The sequence below is a fragment of the Actinomycetospora lemnae genome (assembly GCF_028737315.1).
Classification (GTDB): domain Bacteria; phylum Actinomycetota; class Actinomycetes; order Mycobacteriales; family Pseudonocardiaceae; genus Actinomycetospora; species Actinomycetospora lemnae.
On sequence record NZ_JAQZAO010000004.1, the window covers coordinates 336,750 to 357,338 of the forward strand.

Below are 20,589 nucleotides of genomic sequence, written 5' to 3' on the forward strand. Positions count from 1 at the left end.
CAGAGACGTCCGCGTGTAACCGGCGATGACGGTGGTCGACAGCGACACATCGGTGCGGGCTACGGAACCACCACGGAACGGCGACGCGATCATGAGCCCCACGAAAGCCTGTTTTCGCTGGCAGGGGCGGCGCGAACCAAGATCGTCTGAGGTCCTGCGCAAGGACCTCCGCGCCCGCGAGACGGCCAACGCCTAGGGTCGCTGACCAGCGCCACAACGCCTCTGACCTGCCACAAAACGGCGAATGTCCGTTGTGAGCTCTCTCTGAGGCGTTGTCGGTCCCTCACCGTGCGCGTCGCCGGGAACGAGCCGGACCGCCAGCGGATCGTCGTGCAGTCCGGGTCGGGCGACGGGCCATCGACGGCAGGGGCGCTGCGCCCGCACGAGCGGCCCTGCAGGGCGGAGCGCGCGCCGCCGAGGGAGAGACCCGAGACGGTCCGCCGCCCTGACAGGGGAATCGGGGCCCTGGCGCGTTCGCGGTGCTGCGATCCTCACTCGATGAGCGATTTCGAGACGAACGCCGCGATCGCTGTCCGGGAAGCAGCTGCCGCGCTCGACGCGGGCCGGTTGGCGACGGTCGACCGAGTGGGACAAAGCCCTGGACCGCGAACGCTGACCGAGGAAGTCGCGGTCCTGCTCGAGCGACTCGATGACCTGCTCGGCGCTTGCGCGGGCAACGATCCACACCAGCCATCGGCATCGCTCAGAGCCATCCGGCCGCACCTCACCCAGGCAGTGAGCGCGGCACGCGGCGCACCCGAACCAGGGACGGAGAGCGTCGACGACCACACGACTTGATTGCGCACGACCGAGGATGTGACCGTGGAGTCGGTGCGGTTCAGCAGAGCAGCCGGCGCCCGGGGCGGCCTCGTCTGCCGTGGTCCAGGCCGCGGGGGCGGGGCCGTCGTCGACCACGCGCCGACCTCTCGCTCCGAGAGGTCATCCATCGGCGACGGCGTCGGCTTCCGCGCCCAGTAGCCGAGCAGTTACGGTCGGAGGTGGACTGTCGACACCACGGCGGTCGACCTCACGCCGGACGGTGAGCAAGCGCGTCCGGAACATCCGCCAGCTGGACCTGTCATGTGCATCCTTGGTCGACACCACTCGACGAAGGCGGAACGCCGTGCATGCCGCTCGTTCCGTTGGACCGCACGCAACGAGCCGGTGCGGCAGTGACCGTGCACATCGCGCGCGGTGGAGGTGCCAGCAGCATCCATGAATTCCTACGAGCACGAGCTGGTGGTGTCGCTGCGGCGAGCCGCCGAGCAACTGGAATCGACCCACACCCTGCGTGACGTCGACCAGACTCTCGGCGAGATCGTCCGCGCCGCGGTCGAGACCATGCGCTGCGTCGATGCCGGCGGGATCACCATCACCGAGGACCGCAACGTCACGTCCCGCGGTCCGAGTTCCGAAGCGGTGACCAAGCTCGACCAGCTGCAGACCGAGCTGGCAGAAGGCCCCTGCGTCGACGTCATCACCGAACTCCCCGACGACGGCGTGATCGTCGCCCAGGACCTCGACGGCGCGGACGCGCAGCGTTGGCCCCGGTTCGCTCCACAGGCCGTCGAGGCCGGGTACCGGGCCATCCTCTCGACCCGACTCTCGACCCAGGAAGGCATCCAGGCCGCACTCAACCTGTACGCCGCCAAACCGCACGCGTTCGACCTCGACGCCCGGCTGACCGCCGGGCTGTTCGGTGTGCAGGCCGCCGTCCTGCTCTACGGCAGCGAGCAGGCCGCCCACCTGCAACGAGCCCTCGACAGCCGCGACGTCATCGGCCAGGCCAAAGGCATCCTGATGGAGCGGTTCGCCGTGGACGACGCACAGGCCTTCCAGATGCTGGTGCGCTCCTCCCAGGACACCAACATCAAGCTCGTCGACGTCGCGCGGTTCCTCCAGGAGGAAGCAGCCAGGCGCAGCCAGGCACCCGCCGACCCGCCCACCGAGGCCTGACACCGGACCCTGCGAGGCGCAGGATCGCCGCAGACAGGGCGCACCAACATGTGAACCCTTCGCACGTGGCTCGCACTCCGTCGCGCGGAACGTGGACTGAGCCTCCACAAGGTCGCCCGGGGCTCGACCGGCGCCGCGTCGTCCCGGTCGCCGGACCGATGCTGGTGCTGCTCTTCCTGAGCTGGACGATCGTGGCCCCGCTGGTGTCGCTCTACAACACCGGCAACCGCATCGCCAACGCCCAGCGCGCCGCCGGCCTGCGCCCGACCTGCAGCGCCGGCGTCGGCCTGCTGCTCTGCTTCGTCTTCGGACTGGTCTCGCTGTACTACCAGAGCGAGCTGAACAAGATCGCCGACTCGTACGGCGCGCCCGCGGGCACCGACGTTCCCCTCCGCGGCTGAGTCCGCGGCCGGTCGGTAGCCGCAGGCGATCGTTGGGGCTGAACGGCGCGCTTCACGGGACCACCACGGAACAGAGCCGCCCTCAAGTACGCCGTGGAAGCGCGTTGCTGCAGGTGGAAGCTGCGCAGCCCAAGAACGTCCGAGGTCCTGCACCAGGACCTCCGCACTCGGGAGAACGCACCGGCCTAGCGTCGCCGACAAGCGCCGCGACGCCTCCGGCCTGACGGCGAGGTCCGTCGGGAGGTCCCCGTGAGGGGTCGTGACGCTGCCGCAACTCGACGGCGTCCGGACAGGCCGGACGACTCGCGGTAGGGTCAGGGCACGGGTCGACGCAGCGGACCGCATTCGGACTCGGGACGCAGCTCCGCTCAGGTGGCTGTGGTCCCGGCGGCCCCGTTCTTCATGTGCATCCTTCGTCACCGGTCGCGGTGTGGGGCAGAGCTCAGTGCATGACGCTTCGGCTCTGCTGTGCTGGCTCACCGTCGAGGTGTGGTGGCCCCGGGTCCCCCGACACCGACCGAAGGTGGGGCCCGCACGTGGACACCGTCCAGAGCGAGCAGCTCGTCCTCGCCCTGCGCACCGCCGCCCGCTCCATGGCCGAGAAGCGCAGCATCCGCGACCTCGAGGAGACCCTCGCCCAGATCGTGGACGAGGCCGTGAACACCATCCCGGCCGTCGACGCCGGCAGCATCTCGATGACCGAGCACGGCCGCATCGAGACCCGCTGCCCCACGACCGAGTCCATCCGCAAGCTCGACGAGACCCAGTCCCAGCTGCGGGAGGGCCCGTGCATCGAGGCGATCGAGGATCCGCCGCCGACCGGGATGGTCATCGCCCAGGACTTCGCCGGCGACGACGCGCAACGGTGGCCGCGATATGGACCCCATGCGGTCGAGGCCGGCTACCACGGGCTCATGTCGACGCAGCTGAGCACCGACGGCGGCGTGCGGGCGGCGCTGAACCTGTACTCGCGGTCGGCGAACGCGTTCGACGAGCACAGCCAGACCCTGGCGGGGCTGTTCGGGGCGCAGGCCGCCCTGCTGCTCTACGGCGCCCACCACGCCACGCACCTGCAGAAGGCCGTGGACAGCCGCGACCTGATCGGGCAGGCCAAGGGCATCCTCATGGAGCGCTTCGCGGTCGACGACGAGGCCGCGTTCCAGATGCTGGTCAAGTCCTCCCAGGACACCAACCTCAAGCTCACCGAGGTGGCCCGCTGGCTGACCACCGACCAGTCCCGCGCCGCACGACCCGACAGCAGCACCGGGCGCGGCCGTTGACACAGGGCCCCGCGCACTCGCGGCCCGGGTCCGGGCTGCGCTCGACGACACCCCACACTGATCCCACCGAGGTCCAGGCCGCCTGCCAGGGGCGGAAGCGCCGACCGGTCCACCTGCGCGCCGGCTCGCGACAGATTCGACATCCACGAGGACGGCACCGATGCCGCACATCCCCCGGCCGCGCGCAGCGGCCGATGCCCTCGACCGCGCGCCCGCCGCGAACGCCGCCGCCGACGCCGCGCACGAGCGCAGCGAGCAGATTCGCCTCCACCGGGAGCTCGCGCGCGACGAGCGCGCCCCGGTCTCCGTCAGCGCCGACACCGACGCGGTGCTCCGGCGGCGGCTCTGCGACGACGTCGCGGTGACGGACCCGCACGCCCGCGGTGGCCGAGCCCTGGCGCGTCGTCTCGCCGACACCTCGGACGACGTCGCCAGGACGCTCGACGAGATCGCGGCGACGCGCGAGCAGATGGCGGCCACGTGCCGCACCGTCGATCCCGACGACACGCGCGAGGACGCCCGGCGGGCCCGCGATCTCGCCGAGACCGAGCGGGACGAGAGCCGACGGCTCCGCGCCCGGTGGGGTCTGCCGCCCCGGCAGTGACACCGAGGACCGGCGTCGCAGCCTCGAGCCCTTCGTCCGGCGGCCGGCGTCGGGTCGCTCGGCGTCCGGGCACCCCGGAACCAGCTCCGGCGGGCGGCCCAGCACGAGCGCCCGCCACAACCTCCACGACGGATCCGCTCGCGCCGGCCGAGGGACATCATTGTCGGCCCGGCACGTGGCGTACGAGGACCTCGACCTCGTGGTCGGGAACGTCACCTGGACGAGCCCCTGCACGTCCTGCAGTGGCGCCTCGGGGGGTCGGCGTGCCGGTGACGGTGCGCCCGGGACCTTCCCGCGTCCCGGACGGTGGTGCACCATCGGTGGCGGAGCGCTCGGTTCAGCCCGCGTGCCGGCGACCGTTCCGGGGTCCGCAGCGACCCGGGTCTCCGCAGTCCCGCACCGCGGCCCCTCGTCCCGCCGGACCCTCGTCACTCGCTGTGCAGGGGACCGGATGTGGCCCGACCGCGACCTGATGGACGCTCTTGCCGACGAGCCGCCGGAGAGGCCCACCCCCCTCTCGGCGTGGTTGCGCGACCAGGACCTCGAGGCGCTGTCGGACATCGCGCGCGCCGCACGGCGCTCCGGCGACTCCTTCGGACGGCACCTCCGGGCCGCCGCGGCCCGTCCTGAGCGTCTGTACCGAGACCGAAAGCGCTGACCGCTTGACGAACATCTGACGGCCGGAGCACGGTGGACACGAGCCGCGACGCTGCGCCTCGCGGCTCGGCGCGGCCGCCCGCGGTCGTCCGCCCGGACCCCGCCGACCACCCTCCCCCCCATGTGGTCGGCGGGGCCTCGGGCGGCTCGGCTCGCTCGTACCGTGGGGACGTGGACCGCGGTGGGGACGGCAGCGCGCCGGGGGTGACCGCCGCCGTGACGGGGGCGGCGGCGGTCGCGGCCCTGGGGGTCGCGGCGACGATGCTGCTCGCGGGGGCGACCGCGCTCGCGGTGGTGCCGACCCTGCTGCTCGTCGGCGCGCAGGGCGGGCTGCTGCTCGCGCTCCCGCACGCCGCCCGCCGGACGCGGCAGTTCCTGCTGGCGGCCTCGGCCGAGGCGGGCCTGACCCACCTCGTCGCCGGGGATCCGACCGTCGCCTCCGCCCTGGTCTACCTCGGGGTGGGCGTGGTGTTCGCGGTGATCGTCGTGGCGGGTCTCGCGCTCTGGCTGCCGTCCACCGACCCCGAGCCGGTGCCCGAGGAGCGCCGCGGCGACACCGCACCCCTGCCGGTGGTCGACGGCGAGTGAGCCGCGTCGGTCAGCGGGCGGCTGCGCCCGCCGTCTCGTACTCGTCGTGGCGACGCCACCAGACGTAGGGGTCGGACTGCGGCGTGCCGGCCGGCGCGTCCTCCCAGGTCTCCTGGCGGCCGAACGGCGTCAGGTCGAGGAAGGACCACACGCTGCCCAGGGCCTCGGTGCCGCGACCCTCGATCATGTACGTGCGGTAGACGTCCTCGCCGTCGCGCAGGAAGACGTTGAGGGCGAAGCCGTCGCCGAGGCCCAGGTCGGCGTACAGGTCGCTGCCGGCCGACGAGTACCAGGGCGTCGTCCAGCCCATCCGCTCGCGGTAGGGCAGCGTCTCCTCCAGCGGTCCCGAGCTGATCACCGCGCGTGTGACGTCGCGGGCGTGGAGGTGCGCGGGGTGCCCGAACTGGTCCACGAACAGGGAGCAGCCCTCGCAGGGGCTCTCCGGGTCGTGCCACATGAACTTGTAGGCGACGAGCTGGTGGCGTCCCTCGAAGACGTCGACGAGCCGGACCGGGCCGTCGGGACCCCGGAGCACGTAGTCCTTCTCCAGCTTGACCATGGGCATGCGGCGCCGCGCCGCGGCGAGCGCGTCGCGCGCGCGGGTGAGCTCCTTCTCGCGCACGAGCATCTCCCGGTGGGCCTGCTCCCACTCGGCGGCGGAGACGACGGGGCGTGCCGTGAGGTCCATGGAACGATCCTAGAAGAGGACTTACTGGTTCTGTCAAGGAATCGGGGCGGGCGCTGTCGGGGTGCCCGGCTAGCGTCAGGGTCATGAGCGAGGAGGACGAGGGGCTCGGTCTCGACGAGGTGCTGCTGGCCCTGCGGCGCGACCTCGTGGCCGCGCGCGGGCGCCCCGGCGAGGGCTACGGCCTCGGGGTGCGCGAGGTCGAGATCGAGCTCGCCGTCGAGGTGCGAAGGCGGCGGGAGGCCGAGGGCTCGGTGGGCGCGAAGTGGTTCGTGCTCTCCGGGGACGTGTCCGGGCGCGGCGAGCGCGAGCGGTCCGACACCCACCGCATCACCCTCACCCTCGGGCCGGTGCTGCCCGACGCCGACGAGCGCGACGGGACCGTCGACGCCGAGACGGGCGGGGAGACCGCGGCGGGCGTCGTCGGCCCCGCCATCGCCGGGACGCTGCCGGAGCACGCGCCCTGACTCAGCGGTGGCCGGGGCGCCCGGTGCGGTAGTGCCCGGGATCGCGCAGCTGCAGGTCGCGACGGGTGAGGTGGTCGGGGCCGATCCGGTGCGCCAGGCGCCCGCCGTGCAGGGCGACCAGCCCCTCCTGCAGGGGCTCGTGGTGGGTGGAGGCCGTGGCGTCGACCAGCGCCTCGCCGACGACGTCGGGCCCGCCCTCGCGCCGGGCCGCGCGGTCGACGGCCTCGACCACCCACACGTGCTCGGGCAGGGCGGCGAGGCGGTAGAGGTCCGCGAGCGCCGGGTCGACGCCGCGTGCGAGCAGGCCCTCGAGGAAGTCGTCGCTGCGGATCACGTAGGTGCGGAACGTCAGCTCGCCGGCCGCGGCGGCGCGGGCCGCCGGCTCGTCGTCGTCGGCCCGGCGGAGGTAGCCCGCGAACCACAGCCGCCCGGCGGCCTCGGCGCGCTCGGCGGTGACGTGGACCGCGGGCAGCAGCGGCAGGATCGCCGTCTGCCAGGGGCGGTGGGCGTCCTCGGGCTCGGCGAAGGGGTCGTCGACCTCGAGGTAGGGCCCGCGCGCGTCGTCGTGGCGCCAGAGCGTCACCCGGCGGTCGTCGTCCGGGTGGCGCCGGTAGCCCACGACCACCCACGCGTGGCTCCGCGAGATGACGATCGGCGGGAGCTGGCTGTTGACGTAGCGGCAGAGCACCGCGCGCAACGAGAGCCGGCCGGCCTGCGGCTCCGCGCGCCCGCCCGACCCTGGCGGGGGAGCCTGCGCCGGCGGGGCGGCGGCGTCCGCGGCGGCGTCCTCGTCGCGCGTGCCGGGCAGGTGCATGAGCCCCGGCGACAGCCCGAGGCGCGTGGCGCCCGCGAGCATCTGCTGCACCGAGAGGCCCTCGCTGGGGATCTGCCGGCCGACGATGACCCCGCCGAGCGCGGCGTCGTGCACCTCGGCGGTGAGCCGCCGCGGCAGGCCGTGGGCGAGGTGGGCGTGGCGCAGCACCATCCACAGCGTGGCGTGGGCGCAGCGCAGGTACTCGGCGTCCTGGCTGAGGAACGGCATCGCCGTGATCCACAGCGGATGCCCGAAGAGCGACACGCGCTCGGTGGCCTCGCACCGCACGGCGCCGGCGAGACCGGGCGGCGGCGCGATCATCGTGCGCCCCACCGGCGTCGAGGGCAGGGGGCGCAGCACGACGTAGCCGCGGTAGGCCTCGGGGCGCAGGCGGGAGAGGTCGTCGGGCACGTCGTCGGTGAACAGGTGCCAGCGGTGGCACACCGACGGGCGGCGGCGGAAGAGCCGCCCGTGGAAGGCGCCGTGCTCGCTGCGCCAGTCGTGGTCGAGGTGGCGCTGCTCGACGACGACGCGGCGCACCCCGTGCTCGCGGGCGAGCTCGACGACGCGCTCGAGCGGGCGGCTGCCCGCCTCGCCGGCGTAGAAGTCGACGAGCTCCTCCCAGGCCCCGGGCACGGTGACGTCGTAGACCGCGCCGGCGGCGTCGTCGGGCGACCAGGAGAGGAACGACCAGGTCACGGCCGCCCCTGGCGCGACGAGCTAGTGCAGGCGGACGCCCTCGGTGTCGACCTCCGCGCGCAGCTCGGCGTCGCGGACCCGCGCGAGGTCGGCGCGGTAGCGCTGCTGGAGGGCCGGGTCGTCGAGGTGGAGCCGCGCGGCGAGGTCGCCCGCCGGCTCACCGGGCTCGACGATGCGCCGCCGACCCGTGCGGGCCGGCCCGTCGTCCGTACCACGCGCCATGGCGTCTCCCGGGTGGTGTGCTCTCCACCCAGGCTACCGGCGCGCGGGCACCCCGGCGACGGGCCGACCTCGGACACCGCGTCACCGTAACCGCGGCCCCCGACAGCGCAGGGTCACGTCCCGAGCGAGGCGTCCAGCGTGATCGTGGTGCCCGCGAGCGCCTTCGAGACCGGGCAGGTCTTCTCGGCGGTCGACGCGAGCTCGGCGAACTTCGCCTCGTCGACGCCGTCGACGTCGGCGCGCAGCGTCACCGCGATGCCGCTGATCTCGAACCCGCCGCCCTTGGCCGGGGACAGCGTCACCTCGGCGCTCACGTCGATCGAGTTCGCGGTCATGCCCTCGCCGCCGAGCACCCCGGACAGGTTCATGGCCAGGCACGACGAGTGCGCCGCGGCGATGAGCTCCTCGGGGCTGGTCTGGCCGTTGGGGTCCTCGGCGCGGGTGGGGAACGAGACGTTGAACTGGCCCGCGTTGGACGAGTCGAGGGTCACGTGACCCTTGCCGTCCTGGAGGCCGCCCTCCCAGTGCGTGGTCGCGTCGCGGCTCGGCATCGTCGTCTCCTGTCCATCTCGATGGGGTCAGCCGACGGACGACTCGCCGTCGACGCCGCGGAACGCGACCGTCGAGGCGGTGATCGTCCGGAGGAGCACGATGAGGTCCCGGCGGGCCCGGTCGTCGAGACCGAGCGCGCACCCGATCGTCCGGGGGACGTGCGCCACGCGACCCCGCAGCGCGCGGCCCTCGTCGGTGAGGTGCACCGTGACGGTCCGCTCGTCGCGGGGGTCGCGACGACGTTCGACCAGCCCGGCACCCTCCAGCCGCTTGAGCAGCGGCGACACGGTGCCGTAGTCGAGCGCGAGCGCGGCACCGACGTCCCGGACCGTCCGCGGCTCGGACTCCCAGAGGGTCAGGAGGACGAGGTACTGCGGGTAGGTCAGGCCCAGCTCGGCGAGCAGGGGCCGGTAGACGTCGGTGACCGCGCGGGACGCCGAGTAGAGCGCGAAGCAGGCCTGCTCGGACAGCAGCAGGTCGTCCGTCGCCCCCTCGTCCGTGCTCACGGCGAGAATCTAGCGCACGATCTCATCGTGCACAATTCATCGGCGGGTGGCCTTGCGGCCGGTCACGCGGTTGTAGATCACCAGCAGGATGATCGCGAAGATCACCGACCCGATCCAGCCGACCGGGTTCGACAGGGTGATGCGCCCGGTGAAGAGCGAGAAGACCAGCCCGCCGACGACCGAGCCGAGGATGCCGATGCCGATCGTGGCGAAGATGCCGATGTTGTCCTTGCCGGGGACCAGCGCGCGGGCGATGAAGCCGACGATGAGCCCGAAGACGATCCAGCCGAGGATGGTGAGGATGGTCATTGACCTGCTCCGATCCGGGAGTACGTGCCGTGCAGCCGCCACGTTCCCGCGGATCACCGCGCTCAACCAGTCCCGGCGCGCCGTCGGGCGAGAGGTTCACCCCCCGGCCACCGCGCCGAGCGCCCCCACCCCCGGCACACCGGACGGATCGGTCGTCGCCGCCAGGGACTCCAGGTCGTAGACCCGCATCGACGCCGCGCGGCCGGCCGAGCAGGTCAGCGGCGTCGGCGAGGCCACCCACCGCTCGCGGACGAGCGCGGTGACCGGGCCCCGCTGCGGGCCGCCGTCGAGGCGCACCGCCGTCAGCCCCGGCTCGCGCACCTCGACACCGAGCACGCGCAGGGCGTCGACGTGGTGCTCGTCGTAGGCCAGGCGGGCGTGGTGCTGCGCGGCCTGGGCGGGCGGGGAGAGGAAGGAACGCCCGCGCACCCAGGTGGTGTCGACCTCGCCGGCCGCGTAGCGCCGGACGACCTCGACCGCCTCGGTGGCCGGCACCCGGCCCAGCACCAGGCCGTGGGGGAGCAGGACGACGTTGGCGGCGAAGCGGTCGCCGCCGGTGTGGGTGGTCTCCCAGGTGCGGTCCGGGTACTCCATGGCGAGCGCGGCGGCGACCGGACGCCCGCGCATCGCGCAGCACGCGTCGTGCCGACCGTGGGCGCAGACGAGGTAGACCGGCTCGCTCGACGGCGCCGTCACGGCCTCGAGGTCGGCCAGCGCCGCGGGCAGCTCCTCGGGCGAGCCGACCCGGCCCCAGCGCACCGACTCCGCGCCGGGCGTGGTGTCGACCAGGGCGAACCGGCCCCGGTCGGCCGCGGCCTCCCCGCGGGCGCGGGAGCGGCGGATGAGCTGGAAGCGCGCCCCGCGGGCGCGGCAGAAGGCGCCGATCGCGTCGAGGACCTCGTCCGGGTAGCCGGCGTCGCCGAGCGCCTGGTGACCCCAGGGGCCCGGGTGCTCGACGAGCAGCCAGCACCGGGCCGGGGGCGCGGTCGCGACGAACGGGTCGGCGCGTTCGCGGGCGGCCTCCGAGCAGCGGAAGGTCGCCGCGCGCTCGGGCTCTGCCGGCTCGGGCGTGGTCATCTCCCCGTCATACCCCGCCCGAGCGGCGATGGACACCCGGACGCCGAGATCGAGGTAAGGATGACCTCACTCGCCGCGTCACACGGGGACGAGGACGCCCTCGCGCAGCAGCCGGCGCACGACGACGGCACCGTCGTCCGGCGTCAGGCCCGGCAGCTCGCCGGCCCGTGCCGGGTCGCCGTCGAGCAGGCGCGCGACCGCGTCCCGGGTGCCGGCGGGCAGGGTGAGCGTGCGGTCGGGCAGCTCGAGGACGACGGCGGCGTCGGTGCCGTCGGTGCCGTCGGTGGCACCCGGACGCAGCCGGTGGTGCAGGCCGCGCCGCAGCCGGACGGAGGTCGACGCGTCGGCCCCGGTCGCCGCGGCGGCCTGGGCCAGCGGGGCGACGGTCTCCGGGCGGTTGCCGTGCCACACACGCCGCCGCACGCTGCGGGCGACGCGCTCGGTGCGCCGCGGGTCCGGCGCCGCGAGGGTCTCTGCGAGCCGGGCGGCGACCGCCTCGACGTGCGGGGCGAGCGCCGCGGGGTCGGCGGCGTCGATGCCCAGGGGCAGCGAGCCGCGCAGCTCCGGGTCGCTCGTCAGGGCGTTGAGCAGCGCGTCCACCAGCGCCCAGCGGGTGAGCACGTGCACGCCGATCGTCAGGTGCGCGCTGACCTCGCCCTGCGCGGTGGCCGAGTGCAGGTAGCCGCGCGGGAGGTACAGCGCGTCGCCGGGCTCGAGGACCTCGTCGATCAGCGGCTCCTCGGCGGCCCGGGCGGCCACGGCGTCGGCGTGGTCGTTCCAGGGCTGGGAGCGCAGCGGGTCGGGGTGCACGGGCGCGTGGACGTGCCAGCGCTTGGTGCCCGCGACCTGCAGGACGAAGACGTCGTGCACGTCGTAGTGCGCGGAGAAGCCCTGCGACGACGCCGGCGTGATGTAGGCGTTGGTCTGGGCCGGGTGCCCCAGCTCGGCGGCGAGGTCGGTGACGAGGTCGGCCACCGGCCCCCAGGTGCGGTGCACGCCCTGGAGCACGACGGTGTGGCCCTCGGCGAACAGGGCGGCGACGCGGTCGTCGTGGACCTGGTCGGACACCTCGGCGCCGACCCCGCCCTCGCCGGTGAAGTGGCGGGAGTCGACGACCTGGCCCTGCTTGGCGATCCGCAGGAACGGCGTGCGCAGTCCGCGCCGCGAGAGCAGCTCGTCCACGGCCGCCAGGTCGAACAGGTCACCGAAGGCCTTCTGGTGGTCGGCGCCCTCGGCGTGCTTGGCCAGGTCCGCGGCCCGGGAGAGCCGGGCCTCACGGCCCCACGCCGCGGCGGCGAACTCGTCGAGGTCGCCGGCGACGAGACGCCGCAGCGCCGGACGGTCCCGTCCGGCACCGCGGTCCCCAGGGCGATCCGTGGAGCCGGGATCCGCGGACCGGTCGCCCGCCGGCGCCACGGTCGTCTCGGTCGTCACGGGGCCTCAGGCTCCCCCGTCGGCGCCACCGTCGGAGCCGCCGCCGCGGGCGCCACCGTCGGCCGGGCCGTGGCCCGCGCCGCCGTCGGCACCGCCGTCCGCGCCACCGTCGGCGCCACCGTCGGAGCCGCCGCCCCGGGCGCCGCCGTCGGCCGGGCCGTGGCCCGCGGAACCGTCCGCGCCGCCGTCAGCCGAGTTGCCGAACGCGCCGCCGTCGGCCGGGCCGTGCGCGCCACCGTCAGCGCCACCGTCGGCACCGCCGTCCGCGCCACCGTCGGCGCCACCGTCGGCGCCACCGTCGGCGCCGCCGCCCGCCGCGCCGCCGTCGGCCGGGCCGTGGCCCGCCGCGCCGTCCGCGCCGCCGTCGGCGCCCTGACCGCTCGCGCCGCCGTCGGCGGGTCCGTGCCCGCCGCTGCCACTGGTGGTGATGTCGTCGTCGTTCACGTCGGACTCCTGGAGTCGTCGCTGACCCGGGGCGGCCCGCGCGGTGCGCGGGCCGCGGTTCGCCGGGTTCCGGATGGGTCGCTGTGGTGGTCGCGGCGGTTGCCCGCCGACGACGGGGCCGTACCCGGCCGGGGGTGATCTCACGCGCGTGTGCCCCCGGTGGCGTGGTGCCGGCGCCGGGCCGCTGGCAGGGTTCGTCGCCATGAACCCGGAGGGAACCGTCGGCACGCTCGTCCTCCTGCGCCACGGCCAGAGCGACTGGAACGAGAAGAACCTCTTCACCGGGTGGGTGGACGTGGCCCTCTCGCCGACGGGCGAGCAGGAGGCCCGCCGTGGCGGGGAGCTGCTCGCCGAGGCCGGCCTGCTGCCCGACGTCGTGCACACCTCGCTGCTGCGGCGGGCCATCAACACGGTCAACATCGCCCTCGACGTCTGCGACCGCCACTGGATCCCGGTGCGCCGTGACTGGCGGCTGAACGAGCGGCACTACGGGGCCCTCCAGGGCAAGGACAAGAAGCAGACGCTGGAGGAGTACGGCGAGGAGCAGTTCCAGATCTGGCGTCGCTCCTACGACACCCCGCCGCCACCGATCGACCCCGACGACGAGTACGCCCAGACCGGCGACCCCCGCTACGCCGACCTCGGCGACGCGCTGCCGCGCACCGAGTGCCTCGCCGACGTGCTCGAGCGGCTCCTGCCCTACTGGCAGGCCTCGATCGTCCCGGACCTGCGCTCCGGGCGGACCGTGCTGATCGGGGCGCACGGCAACTCGCTGCGGGCGCTGGTCAAGCACCTCGACGGCGTCGACGAGCAGACGATCCCGGGGCTGAACATCCCCACCGGGATCCCGCTGCGCTACGACCTGGAGAGCACCGGCGACGGCGAGCTGCGGCCCACCAACCCCGGCGGCACCTACCTCGACCCCGACGCCGCGCAGGACGCGATCGCGGCGGTCGCGAACCAGGGCCGGTGACGGCGCGGGCCGGTGACGGGCCTGTCGGGGGTGCTCGGGGGGCGGAGCCCCCCGAGCGTGGGTGAACGGCGGCCGAACAGCAGGCCAACCCTGTCCCCCGGAGGCGTTGGACAGCTCACGCGGACGGCGCCCCGGGCGCCGACACGCCCTTACCATCGGGAAACGTGACCGTCCCGGTGCTGGTGACCGTCGTCGTGGCCCTCCTGGCCGCGGCGCTCGGAGCCGTCGCCGGCGCCGCGGCCGTGCGGTGGAAGCGCGACGAGCCGGGCCGCGAGCGGGCCCGCGGGGTGCGCGGTCCGACCGTCGCCGAGCTCCTGGCGCGGCTGGTGCGGCGGTCGCAGTCGGGCATCGCGGTCATCAACCGCTTCGGCGACGTCGTCCTCGCCAACGAGCGCGCCGAGGCGCTCGGGGCCGTCGTGGACGCCCGCCCCGATCCGCGGGTCACCGCGGCGGCCGAGCGGGTGGCGAACGGCGCCGAGCCGTGCGAGGTCGACCTGTCCCCGGCGACCCACCCGCCGGGGTCGACCCCGCGCACGATCGTCGCGCACGTCCGCCCGCTCGGGGACGGCTTCGTGGTCGTCGACGCGACCGACACCTCGGCGGCGGTGCGGCTCGAGGCCGTGCGCCGGGACTTCGTCGCCAACGTCGGCCACGAGCTCAAGACACCGGTGGGCGCGCTCGCGGTGCTCGCCGAGGCCGTCCTCGACGCCGACGACCCCGACGAGGTCGCGCACTTCGCCACCCGCATCCTCAACGAGTCCCACCGCCTCGGCGCGCTGGTCACCGAGCTCATCTCGCTGTCCCGGCTGCAGGGCGCCGAGCGGCTGCCCGAGCTCGTCCGGGTCGACGTCGACGAGGTGCTCGGCGAGGCCCTGCGGCGCGTGCGGGTGCCCGCCGAGGCCGCGGCCAGCGCCGGGCCCGAGGACGCCCCCGACCCCCGCGAGCGCTTCCTGCTCGACGCCCCCAGCGGCCTCGAGGTCGCGGGTGACCGGACGCTGCTGGTCACCGCGCTGACCAACCTGCTCGAGAACGCCGTCGCCTACTCCCCGGAGGGCACGCCGGTCTCGGTCCGCCGTCGCCGGCAGGGCGACCGCATCGAGATCTCGGTGACCGACCGCGGCATCGGGATCGCCCCCGAGCACCAGCAGCGGGTGTTCGAGCGCTTCTTCCGCGTCGACCCCGCCCGCTCGCGCGCCACCGGCGGCACCGGGCTGGGGCTCGCGATCGTCAAGCACGTCGCCGCCAACCACGGCGGGGAGGTGCGGCTGTGGAGCCAGCCCGGCGTCGGCTCGACGTTCACGCTCCGGGTCCCGGCCGCACCCGCCGACGACCCCGACGACCCCGACGACTCCGAGGCCGGTACGGACCTCGACGACCTCGACGCCGACCTGGCGTACAGCGCGACGGCCGGGCACGACCCGGCCCCGTCCGTCCCCGGAGGATCCCCATGACCCGCGTGCTCATCGTCGAGGACGAGGAGTCCTTCGCCGACCCGCTGGCCTACCTGCTGCGCAAGGAGGGCTTCGAGACCTCCGTGGCCGGCACCGGTGCGGCCGCCCTCGACGACTTCGAGCGCCACGGCGCGGACATCGTCCTGCTCGACCTCATGCTCCCGGGCATGAGCGGCACCGACGTCTGCAAGGCCCTCCGGCAGCGCTCCTCGGTGCCCGTGATCATGGTCACCGCGCGCGACGCCGAGATCGACAAGGTGGTCGGGCTCGAGCTGGGCGCCGACGACTACGTCACCAAGCCCTACTCGGCGCGCGAGCTCATCGCCCGCGTCCGGGCCGTCCTGCGCCGCGGCCAGGACGCCGAGGCCGACGGCGGTCCCGCGCCCACCGGCGGCGAGCGCCAGCTGTTGGAGGCCGGTCCGATCCGCATGGACGTCGACCGCCACGTCGTCACCGTCGTCGGCGCGGGGGTCGACGGCACCCCGACCGAGGTCCCGCTGCCGCTCAAGGAGTTCGACCTCCTCGAGTACCTGCTGCGCAACGTCGGCCGCGTGCTCACCCGTGCCCAGCTCATCGACCGGGTCTGGGGTGCCGACTACGTCGGCGACACCAAGACCCTCGACGTCCACGTCAAGCGGCTGCGCGCGAAGCTCGAGCCCGAGCCGTCGGCGCCGCGGCACCTCGTCACGGTGCGGGGACTGGGCTACAAGCTCGACGCCTGACGCACCCCGTTAGACTCGCGGCCGTGCGACTCGGGGTGCTGGACGTGGGGTCGAACACCGTGCACCTGCTGGTGGTCGACGCCCAGCGCGGCGGCCACCCGACGCCGACCCACTCCACGAAGACCGCGCTGCGGCTCGCCGAGCACGTCCGCGACGGCAGGCTCGAGGACGAGGGGGCCGACGCGCTGGTCACGGCCGTCGCCGATGCTCGCAAGCAGGCCCTCGAGCTGGGCTGCGAGGACCTGCTCGCCTTCGCCACCTCCGCGGTGCGCGACGCGTCGAACTCCTCGGTGGTGCTCGAGCGGGTGCAGGACGAGGCCGGCGTCGACCTGCAGGTGCTCTCGGGCCCCGACGAGGCGGCGCTGACGTTCCTCGCCGTGCGCCGCTGGCTGGGGTGGTCGGCGGGCCACCTCCTCGTGCTCGACATCGGCGGCGGCTCGCTGGAGATGGCGGTCGGCCGGGACGAGGCGCCCGTGCACGCGATCTCGGTGCCGCTCGGGGCCGGCCGCCTGACCCGCGACTGGTTCACCGCGGACCCGCCGCAGCGCCGCGAGGTCAAGGCGCTCGGCGAGTACGCGCACGAGGTACTCGCCTCGCCCGCGACGACGCTGCTGGGAGAGGGCCCGCCGGACCGGGCGGTGGTCACGTCGAAGACGTTCCGCTCGCTGGCCCGGCTCACCGGCGCCGCCCCCCGCAGCGCGGGTCCGCGGGTGCGCCGCACGCTCACCGCGACCGGTCTGCGGCAGGTCGTGGCGTTCATCTCCCGCATGAGCTCGTCCGACCTCGCCGAGCTCGAAGGCGTGTCCGCGAGCCGCAGCCACCAGCTCGTCGCCGGGGCCGTGGTGGCGCACGAGGCGATGACCGCGCTCGGCCTCGACCAGGTCGAGGTGTGTCCCTGGGCACTGCGCGAGGGGATCATCCTGGGTCGTCTCGACCAGCTACAGCCGGGCGGTGGGATGCTGTCGGTCGGCGGCCCCCTCGCGACTGGACGCCCGACACTGCACGAGGCACGGTAGGGGTCGTGAACAGGGACGACGGGCCCCGTCCGGGAACCCAGCGCAGCGTGGCCGAGCTCCTGGCCGCGTACAGCGCGGAGCCCCAGCAGCCCCGCCGTCGCCGCACCCCCGAGCTCGACGACGAGCCCCGCGGTGCCGCGCCGGAGCCGAACGGCTACGCCTACCGCGCGCCCGAGCCGCCCGCCGACGACCGTGGCTACGACACCGGCGGCTACGACGCCGGCTACGACGCCGGCTACGACAACGGCCACCGCGGCGGCGGCTACGAGACCCGTGGGTACGACACCGGCGGCTACGACACGGGGACCCGGGGCCACGGCTACGACAGCGGCTACGACAGCGGCTACGACACCGGCTACGACACCGGCTCCCGCGGCTACGACACGGGCTCCCGCGGCTACGACGGCGGCTACGACACGGGCTCCCGTGGCTACGGGTCGGGCTACGGCGCCGGGTACGACGGCCAGGGCTACGGCGGCTCTCCCTACGACGGGCAGGGCTACGGAGGTCAGGGTCAGAACGGCTTCGGCCGCGGCGGGCCGGGCTACGGCGCCCCGGGTTACGGCGGTCCCGGGGGCGCGCAGGGCTACGACGGCGGCCGCAACGGCTTCGGTGCCGGTCCTCACGGCCACCCGGCCCACCCCGAGCAGCCGGCGCCCCGCGAGCCCTGGGGCGGCGCGCCGCCCGCGTCGGTGGCGCCCTCGCCGCCCCAGGCACCACCCGCCGCACCCGCCGGGCCCCCTCCGGCACCGCCCGCGCCGCCCGCGGGCCCGCCGCCGACCGCGGCCCAGCCCGCGCCCCCGGCCACCGGTACGCACGCCTTCGGCGCGCCGCCGGCGCGCCCCGCGGGCCCCGTCCCGGGCGCGCCCGCGCACCCCGGCGTGCCCACCGCCCGCGTCGGCGACTCCGGGCCCGCGACCGCCGCGTCGCCGGCGGCCCGTCCGCCCGGCGCGCCCCCGCCGCGCGGCGGCCCGATGGACGACGGCGGCCCCGCCACGGCGGCCTCGGCGCTCGCCCGACCCGACCTCGACGAGGACGACGACCTCGAGGACCTCGAGGACGAGCACGACGAGTACGAGGACGAGCGCGACCCCCGCGACGTCCCCGCCGGTCTGGGCCGTCCCCCGCGGCGCGACCGGGTGGACGACCTCCGCGACGACCTCGACGGCGACCTCGACGACGACCTCGACGAGTACGACGACCTCGAGGACGAGGAGCCCGAGCCCCGGGCCACCTCGGCGCGCGACTGGGCGATCATGGTCGTCCAGCTGGTGCTCGGCGCCCTGCTCGGCGCGGTGCTGTGGACCGTCTTCTCCTACCTCTGGCAGGAGCAGCCCGTCGTCGCCCTGGTGCTCGCCGCCGCGGCCACCACCGGCCTCGTCTTCGGCGTGCGCGCGCTGCGCCGGTCCGACGACCTCCAGACGACGGTGCTCGCCGTCGTCGTCGGACTGGTCGTCACCGTGTCCCCGGCCGCGATCGTGCTGCTGAGCCGCTGATCCGTGCGCTCTCCGACGCCCCCGCACGGGGGCCCGCCGGTCGCCATGTCGACGGCCTCGGTGTTCCCCGAGGACATGGACTCCGCCTTCGCGGTGGCGGCCGAGCTCGGCTACGACGGCGTCGAGCTCATGGTGTGGACCGACCCCGACAGCCAGCGCCTCGCGTCCGTGGCCCGCGCCTCGGAGCGCACCGGGATGCCGGTGCTCGCCGTCCACGCCCCGTGCCTCGCGATCACCCAGCGCGTCTGGACGCCCGACCCGGCCGAGCGGTTGCGGCGCAGCGCGGTCCTCGCCGCGAGCCTCGGTGCGCCGACCGTCGTGCTGCACCCGCCCTTCCGCTGGCAGCGCCGGTACGCGCTCGGGCTGTCGCGCCAGATCGACGAGCTCGAGCGGGCGCACGGCGTGCAGATCGCGATGGAGAACATGTTCCCGCTGCGGCGGGGCCGCCTGCGGTGGTCGAGCTACACCCCGGGCCACGACCCGACCGGCACCGGCGCCCGCTGGTACACGCTCGACCTGTCCCACACGGCGACGGCCCGGGACGACGCCCTGGCCCTGCTCGAGCGCATGGGTGACCGCCTGGTCCACCTGCACCTCGCCGACGGCACGGGTCTCGAGCGCGACGAGCACCTCGTCCCCGGGCGCGGCACGCAGCCCTGCGCCGAGGTGTGCCGGCAGCTCGGGACGTCCGGGTTCGCGGGCACCGTGGTCGTCGAGATCAGCACCCGGCGCGCCCGGTCGCGCAACGAGCGCCTCGACATGCTCGCCGAGTCGCTGCTGTTCGCGCGGCTGCACCTGGGCACCGACCTGCCCCGCTCCCCGGTCTGAGCGCCTGGGGGAGGATCGCCCCATGAGCGACCACCAGACCAGCACCGTGGCCGTCCTGGGCGGCGGGAAGATCGGCGAGGCCCTGCTGGGCGGGCTGGTGGCCGCCGGGCGCGACCCGCGCTCGCTGCTCGTCGTCGAGAGCGTCGCGGCCCGCGCGCAGGAGCTCGGTTCCCGGTACGGCATCGGGGCCGTCGACGCGCCGGAGGCGGCCCGCCGGGCGGACGTGCTCGTCGTCGCCGTCAAGCCCGCGGACGTGCCGACCGTGCTCGACCAGGTGCGCGACGTCCTCGCCGGCCGCGCGCCGGGGCAGGACCGGCCCACCGTGGTCTCGCTCGCGGCGGGTATCCCGACCGCGGCGATCGAGGCGCGGCTGCCGGCGGAGACGGCCGTCGTGCGCGTCATGCCGAACACCCCGATGCTCGTCGGCCGCGCGATGTGCGTGCTCTCGACCGGGTCGGCGGCGGGCGACGCCGAGCTCGCGGCGGCCGAGGAGCTGCTCGCGGCCGTGGGGCGCGCGGTCCGCGTGCCCGAGGCGCAGCAGGACCTCGCGACGGCGCTGTCGGGCTCCGGGCCCGCCTACGTCTTCCTGCTCGCCGAGGCCATGATCGACGCCGCCGTGGCGCTGGGCCTGCCGCGCCCGGTCGCGACCGAGCTGGTCACGGCGACCGTCGAGGGCGCGGGCGGGCTGCTCACCACCCCGGGCAGCGACGGGCGCGAGGGCGTCCCCCCGCACCCGGGCCTGCTGCGCGAGGCCGTCACCTCGCCGGGCGGGACCACCGCCGCCGCGCTCGGCGTGCTCGAGGCCGACGGCCTGCGCAGCGCCCTCGCGCGCGCGGTCACGGCCGCACGTGACCGGTCGGTCGCCCTCGGCCGGCAGTACGGCTGATCGCGCCGGGCGGAGCCCCGGCGACCGTTCGTCGTGACGAGATCGTGCTCGGGCGCCGCGGCGTGGTCGCTTGACGCGCGAGCCTGCGCGGCCGACGCACGAGAGGGTGTACTCGAACCAGACGTCACACGCGTCCCGCTACCCTCATCCGCACAGCACGGCGTGTCGAACCGCCGGGAGGGGAAGCCCGGCGGCACGGCCTGTGCACGGAAGGCGTGAGACCCATGCCCAACAACACGACGGGCCCCGGCCCGCGGCGGGCGGACGGGGACAACCTGGCGAGGGTGCAGTTCCTGACCGTCGCCGAGGTCGCCGCCGCCATGCGGGTGTCGAAGATGACGGTGTACCGGCTCGTGCACAACGGGGAGCTGCCCGCGGTCCGCGTGGGCCGCAGTTTCCGGGTGCCCGAGGACGCGGTCCACGAGTACCTGCGCGGCTCCTACTTCGACGCCGGCTGACCGGCACCTGACGGGGTCGGCGAGACGCTCGCCGCACCCCTCCACCACCGGCCGTCGCAGGGGC

Annotated in this window: 24 protein-coding genes; 15 read left to right on the forward strand and 9 right to left on the reverse strand. The window is 75.1% G+C overall.

Annotated features, from left to right (window positions below; genetic code table 11):
• The first annotated feature begins 498 nt into the window (after positions 1-498).
• The 6 genes from PGB27_RS11140 (at position 499) to PGB27_RS11165 (ending at position 5,486) form a co-directional block, all read left to right on the forward strand.
• Complete coding sequence (locus PGB27_RS11140; RefSeq protein ID WP_274200433.1) at positions 499-798, forward strand: hypothetical protein; 300 nt, start codon at positions 499-501, stop codon at positions 796-798.
• A gap of 417 nt (positions 799-1,215) precedes the next feature.
• Positions 1,216-1,956 (forward strand): GAF and ANTAR domain-containing protein, encoded by a 741-nt coding sequence (locus PGB27_RS11145; protein WP_274200434.1) that lies wholly within the window; start codon positions 1,216-1,218, stop codon positions 1,954-1,956.
• 158 nt (positions 1,957-2,114) lie between these two features.
• The gene (locus PGB27_RS11150; RefSeq protein WP_274200435.1) at positions 2,115-2,357 is read left to right on the forward strand and encodes a hypothetical protein; all 243 of its coding nucleotides are present in this window, start codon (positions 2,115-2,117) and stop codon (positions 2,355-2,357) included.
• 536 nt (positions 2,358-2,893) lie between these two features.
• The gene (locus PGB27_RS11155; RefSeq protein WP_274200436.1) at positions 2,894-3,637 is read left to right on the forward strand and encodes a GAF and ANTAR domain-containing protein; all 744 of its coding nucleotides are present in this window, start codon (positions 2,894-2,896) and stop codon (positions 3,635-3,637) included.
• Between the two features lie 160 nt (positions 3,638-3,797).
• Positions 3,798-4,241 (forward strand): hypothetical protein, encoded by a 444-nt coding sequence (locus PGB27_RS11160; protein WP_274200437.1) that lies wholly within the window; start codon positions 3,798-3,800, stop codon positions 4,239-4,241.
• A gap of 828 nt (positions 4,242-5,069) precedes the next feature.
• Complete coding sequence (locus tag PGB27_RS11165; RefSeq protein WP_274200438.1) at positions 5,070-5,486, forward strand: hypothetical protein; 417 nt, start codon at positions 5,070-5,072, stop codon at positions 5,484-5,486.
• Between the two features lie 10 nt (positions 5,487-5,496).
• On the opposite strand, the gene PGB27_RS11170 is transcribed toward PGB27_RS11165, so the two are convergent.
• On the reverse strand, positions 5,497-6,174 hold the full coding sequence (locus PGB27_RS11170; protein ID WP_274200439.1) for a DUF899 domain-containing protein: 678 nt from the start codon (positions 6,172-6,174) through the stop codon (positions 5,497-5,499).
• Positions 6,175-6,257: 83 nt separating this feature from the next.
• On the opposite strand from PGB27_RS11170, the gene PGB27_RS11175 reads away from it, so the two are divergent.
• Positions 6,258-6,638 (forward strand): trypco2 family protein, encoded by a 381-nt coding sequence (locus PGB27_RS11175; RefSeq protein ID WP_274200440.1) that lies wholly within the window; start codon positions 6,258-6,260, stop codon positions 6,636-6,638.
• Between the two features lies 1 nt (position 6,639).
• On the opposite strand, the gene PGB27_RS11180 is transcribed toward PGB27_RS11175, so the two are convergent.
• The 8 genes from PGB27_RS11180 to PGB27_RS11215 all read right to left on the reverse strand — a co-directional run bounded on the left by PGB27_RS11180 (position 6,640) and on the right by PGB27_RS11215 (position 12,695).
• Entirely contained in the window at positions 6,640-8,151 is a 1,512-nt protein-coding gene (locus PGB27_RS11180; protein ID WP_274200441.1) for a hypothetical protein, read from the reverse strand.
• 21 nt (positions 8,152-8,172) lie between these two features.
• On the reverse strand, positions 8,173-8,373 hold the full coding sequence (locus PGB27_RS11185) for a hypothetical protein (RefSeq protein WP_274200442.1): 201 nt from the start codon (positions 8,371-8,373) through the stop codon (positions 8,173-8,175).
• Between the two features lie 113 nt (positions 8,374-8,486).
• Positions 8,487-8,924, reverse strand: a complete 438-nt coding sequence (locus PGB27_RS11190; protein ID WP_274200443.1) for an OsmC family peroxiredoxin — start codon at positions 8,922-8,924, stop codon at positions 8,487-8,489.
• Between the two features lie 27 nt (positions 8,925-8,951).
• Positions 8,952-9,431, reverse strand: a complete 480-nt coding sequence (locus PGB27_RS11195) for a MarR family winged helix-turn-helix transcriptional regulator (RefSeq protein WP_274200444.1) — start codon at positions 9,429-9,431, stop codon at positions 8,952-8,954.
• A 36-nt stretch (positions 9,432-9,467) separates the two neighbouring features.
• Positions 9,468-9,740 (reverse strand): GlsB/YeaQ/YmgE family stress response membrane protein, encoded by a 273-nt coding sequence (locus PGB27_RS11200; RefSeq protein WP_274200445.1) that lies wholly within the window; start codon positions 9,738-9,740, stop codon positions 9,468-9,470.
• A 96-nt stretch (positions 9,741-9,836) separates the two neighbouring features.
• Positions 9,837-10,817, reverse strand: coding sequence for a sucrase ferredoxin (locus tag PGB27_RS11205; RefSeq protein WP_274200446.1), 981 nt, complete (start codon positions 10,815-10,817; stop codon positions 9,837-9,839).
• A 78-nt stretch (positions 10,818-10,895) separates the two neighbouring features.
• Positions 10,896-12,251, reverse strand: coding sequence for a cupin domain-containing protein (locus PGB27_RS11210; RefSeq protein ID WP_274200447.1), 1,356 nt, complete (start codon positions 12,249-12,251; stop codon positions 10,896-10,898).
• Between the two features lie 6 nt (positions 12,252-12,257).
• Positions 12,258-12,695, reverse strand: coding sequence for a hypothetical protein (locus tag PGB27_RS11215; RefSeq protein WP_274200448.1), 438 nt, complete (start codon positions 12,693-12,695; stop codon positions 12,258-12,260).
• Between the two features lie 202 nt (positions 12,696-12,897).
• Here PGB27_RS11215 and PGB27_RS11220 point away from each other — a divergent pair, with 202 nt between their 5' ends.
• The 8 genes from PGB27_RS11220 to PGB27_RS11255 all read left to right on the forward strand — a co-directional run bounded on the left by PGB27_RS11220 (position 12,898) and on the right by PGB27_RS11255 (position 20,525).
• Positions 12,898-13,668 (forward strand): phosphoglyceromutase, encoded by a 771-nt coding sequence (locus PGB27_RS11220; protein WP_274200449.1) that lies wholly within the window; start codon positions 12,898-12,900, stop codon positions 13,666-13,668.
• Between the two features lie 164 nt (positions 13,669-13,832).
• Positions 13,833-15,119: a sensor histidine kinase gene (locus tag PGB27_RS11225; protein WP_274200450.1), complete on the forward strand. Its 1,287-nt coding sequence runs from the start codon at positions 13,833-13,835 to the stop codon at positions 15,117-15,119.
• Positions 15,116-15,841, forward strand: coding sequence for a response regulator transcription factor (locus PGB27_RS11230; RefSeq protein WP_274200451.1), 726 nt, complete (start codon positions 15,116-15,118; stop codon positions 15,839-15,841). Before PGB27_RS11225 ends, PGB27_RS11230 begins: the two co-directional genes overlap by 4 nt.
• A gap of 23 nt (positions 15,842-15,864) precedes the next feature.
• On the forward strand, positions 15,865-16,857 hold the full coding sequence (locus tag PGB27_RS11235; RefSeq protein ID WP_274200452.1) for a Ppx/GppA phosphatase family protein: 993 nt from the start codon (positions 15,865-15,867) through the stop codon (positions 16,855-16,857).
• 5 nt (positions 16,858-16,862) lie between these two features.
• A complete protein-coding gene (locus tag PGB27_RS11240; protein ID WP_274200453.1) occupies positions 16,863-18,353 on the forward strand; it encodes a hypothetical protein in 1,491 nt (496 codons plus the stop codon).
• Positions 18,354-18,356: 3 nt separating this feature from the next.
• Positions 18,357-19,181: a sugar phosphate isomerase/epimerase family protein gene (locus PGB27_RS11245; protein WP_408630043.1), complete on the forward strand. Its 825-nt coding sequence runs from the start codon at positions 18,357-18,359 to the stop codon at positions 19,179-19,181.
• Between the two features lie 22 nt (positions 19,182-19,203).
• Positions 19,204-20,067 (forward strand): pyrroline-5-carboxylate reductase, encoded by an 864-nt coding sequence (proC, locus tag PGB27_RS11250; protein WP_274200454.1) that lies wholly within the window; start codon positions 19,204-19,206, stop codon positions 20,065-20,067.
• A 224-nt stretch (positions 20,068-20,291) separates the two neighbouring features.
• Positions 20,292-20,525 carry a helix-turn-helix domain-containing protein gene (locus PGB27_RS11255; RefSeq protein ID WP_274200455.1) on the forward strand — a complete coding sequence of 78 codons (234 nt, stop codon included), beginning with the start codon at positions 20,292-20,294 and terminating at the stop codon, positions 20,523-20,525.
• Positions 20,526-20,589: the final 64 nt, after the last annotated feature.

Bases quoted from the DNA above. Each gene is read 5' to 3' on its own strand.
- PGB27_RS11230 (WP_274200451.1), top strand. From the start codon at position 15,116: ATGACCCGCGTGCTCATCGTCGAGGACGAGGAGTCCTTCGCCGACCCG.
- PGB27_RS11220 (WP_274200449.1), top strand. From the start codon at position 12,898: ATGAACCCGGAGGGAACCGTCGGCACGCTCGTCCTCCTGCGCCACGGC.
- PGB27_RS11150 (WP_274200435.1), top strand. From the start codon at position 2,115: ATGCTGGTGCTGCTCTTCCTGAGCTGGACGATCGTGGCCCCGCTGGTG.
- PGB27_RS11205 (WP_274200446.1), bottom strand. From the start codon at position 10,817: ATGACCACGCCCGAGCCGGCAGAGCCCGAGCGCGCGGCGACCTTCCGC.
- PGB27_RS11200 (WP_274200445.1), bottom strand. From the start codon at position 9,740: ATGACCATCCTCACCATCCTCGGCTGGATCGTCTTCGGGCTCATCGTC.
- PGB27_RS11175 (WP_274200440.1), top strand. From the start codon at position 6,258: ATGAGCGAGGAGGACGAGGGGCTCGGTCTCGACGAGGTGCTGCTGGCC.
- PGB27_RS11160 (WP_274200437.1), top strand. From the start codon at position 3,798: ATGCCGCACATCCCCCGGCCGCGCGCAGCGGCCGATGCCCTCGACCGC.
- PGB27_RS11170 (WP_274200439.1), bottom strand. From the start codon at position 6,174: ATGGACCTCACGGCACGCCCCGTCGTCTCCGCCGCCGAGTGGGAGCAG.
- PGB27_RS11140 (WP_274200433.1), top strand. From the start codon at position 499: ATGAGCGATTTCGAGACGAACGCCGCGATCGCTGTCCGGGAAGCAGCT.
- PGB27_RS11185 (WP_274200442.1), bottom strand. From the start codon at position 8,373: ATGGCGCGTGGTACGGACGACGGGCCGGCCCGCACGGGTCGGCGGCGC.
- proC (WP_274200454.1), top strand. From the start codon at position 19,204: ATGAGCGACCACCAGACCAGCACCGTGGCCGTCCTGGGCGGCGGGAAG.
- PGB27_RS11255 (WP_274200455.1), top strand. From the start codon at position 20,292: ATGCCCAACAACACGACGGGCCCCGGCCCGCGGCGGGCGGACGGGGAC.
- PGB27_RS11190 (WP_274200443.1), bottom strand. From the start codon at position 8,924: ATGCCGAGCCGCGACGCGACCACGCACTGGGAGGGCGGCCTCCAGGAC.
- PGB27_RS11145 (WP_274200434.1), top strand. From the start codon at position 1,216: ATGAATTCCTACGAGCACGAGCTGGTGGTGTCGCTGCGGCGAGCCGCC.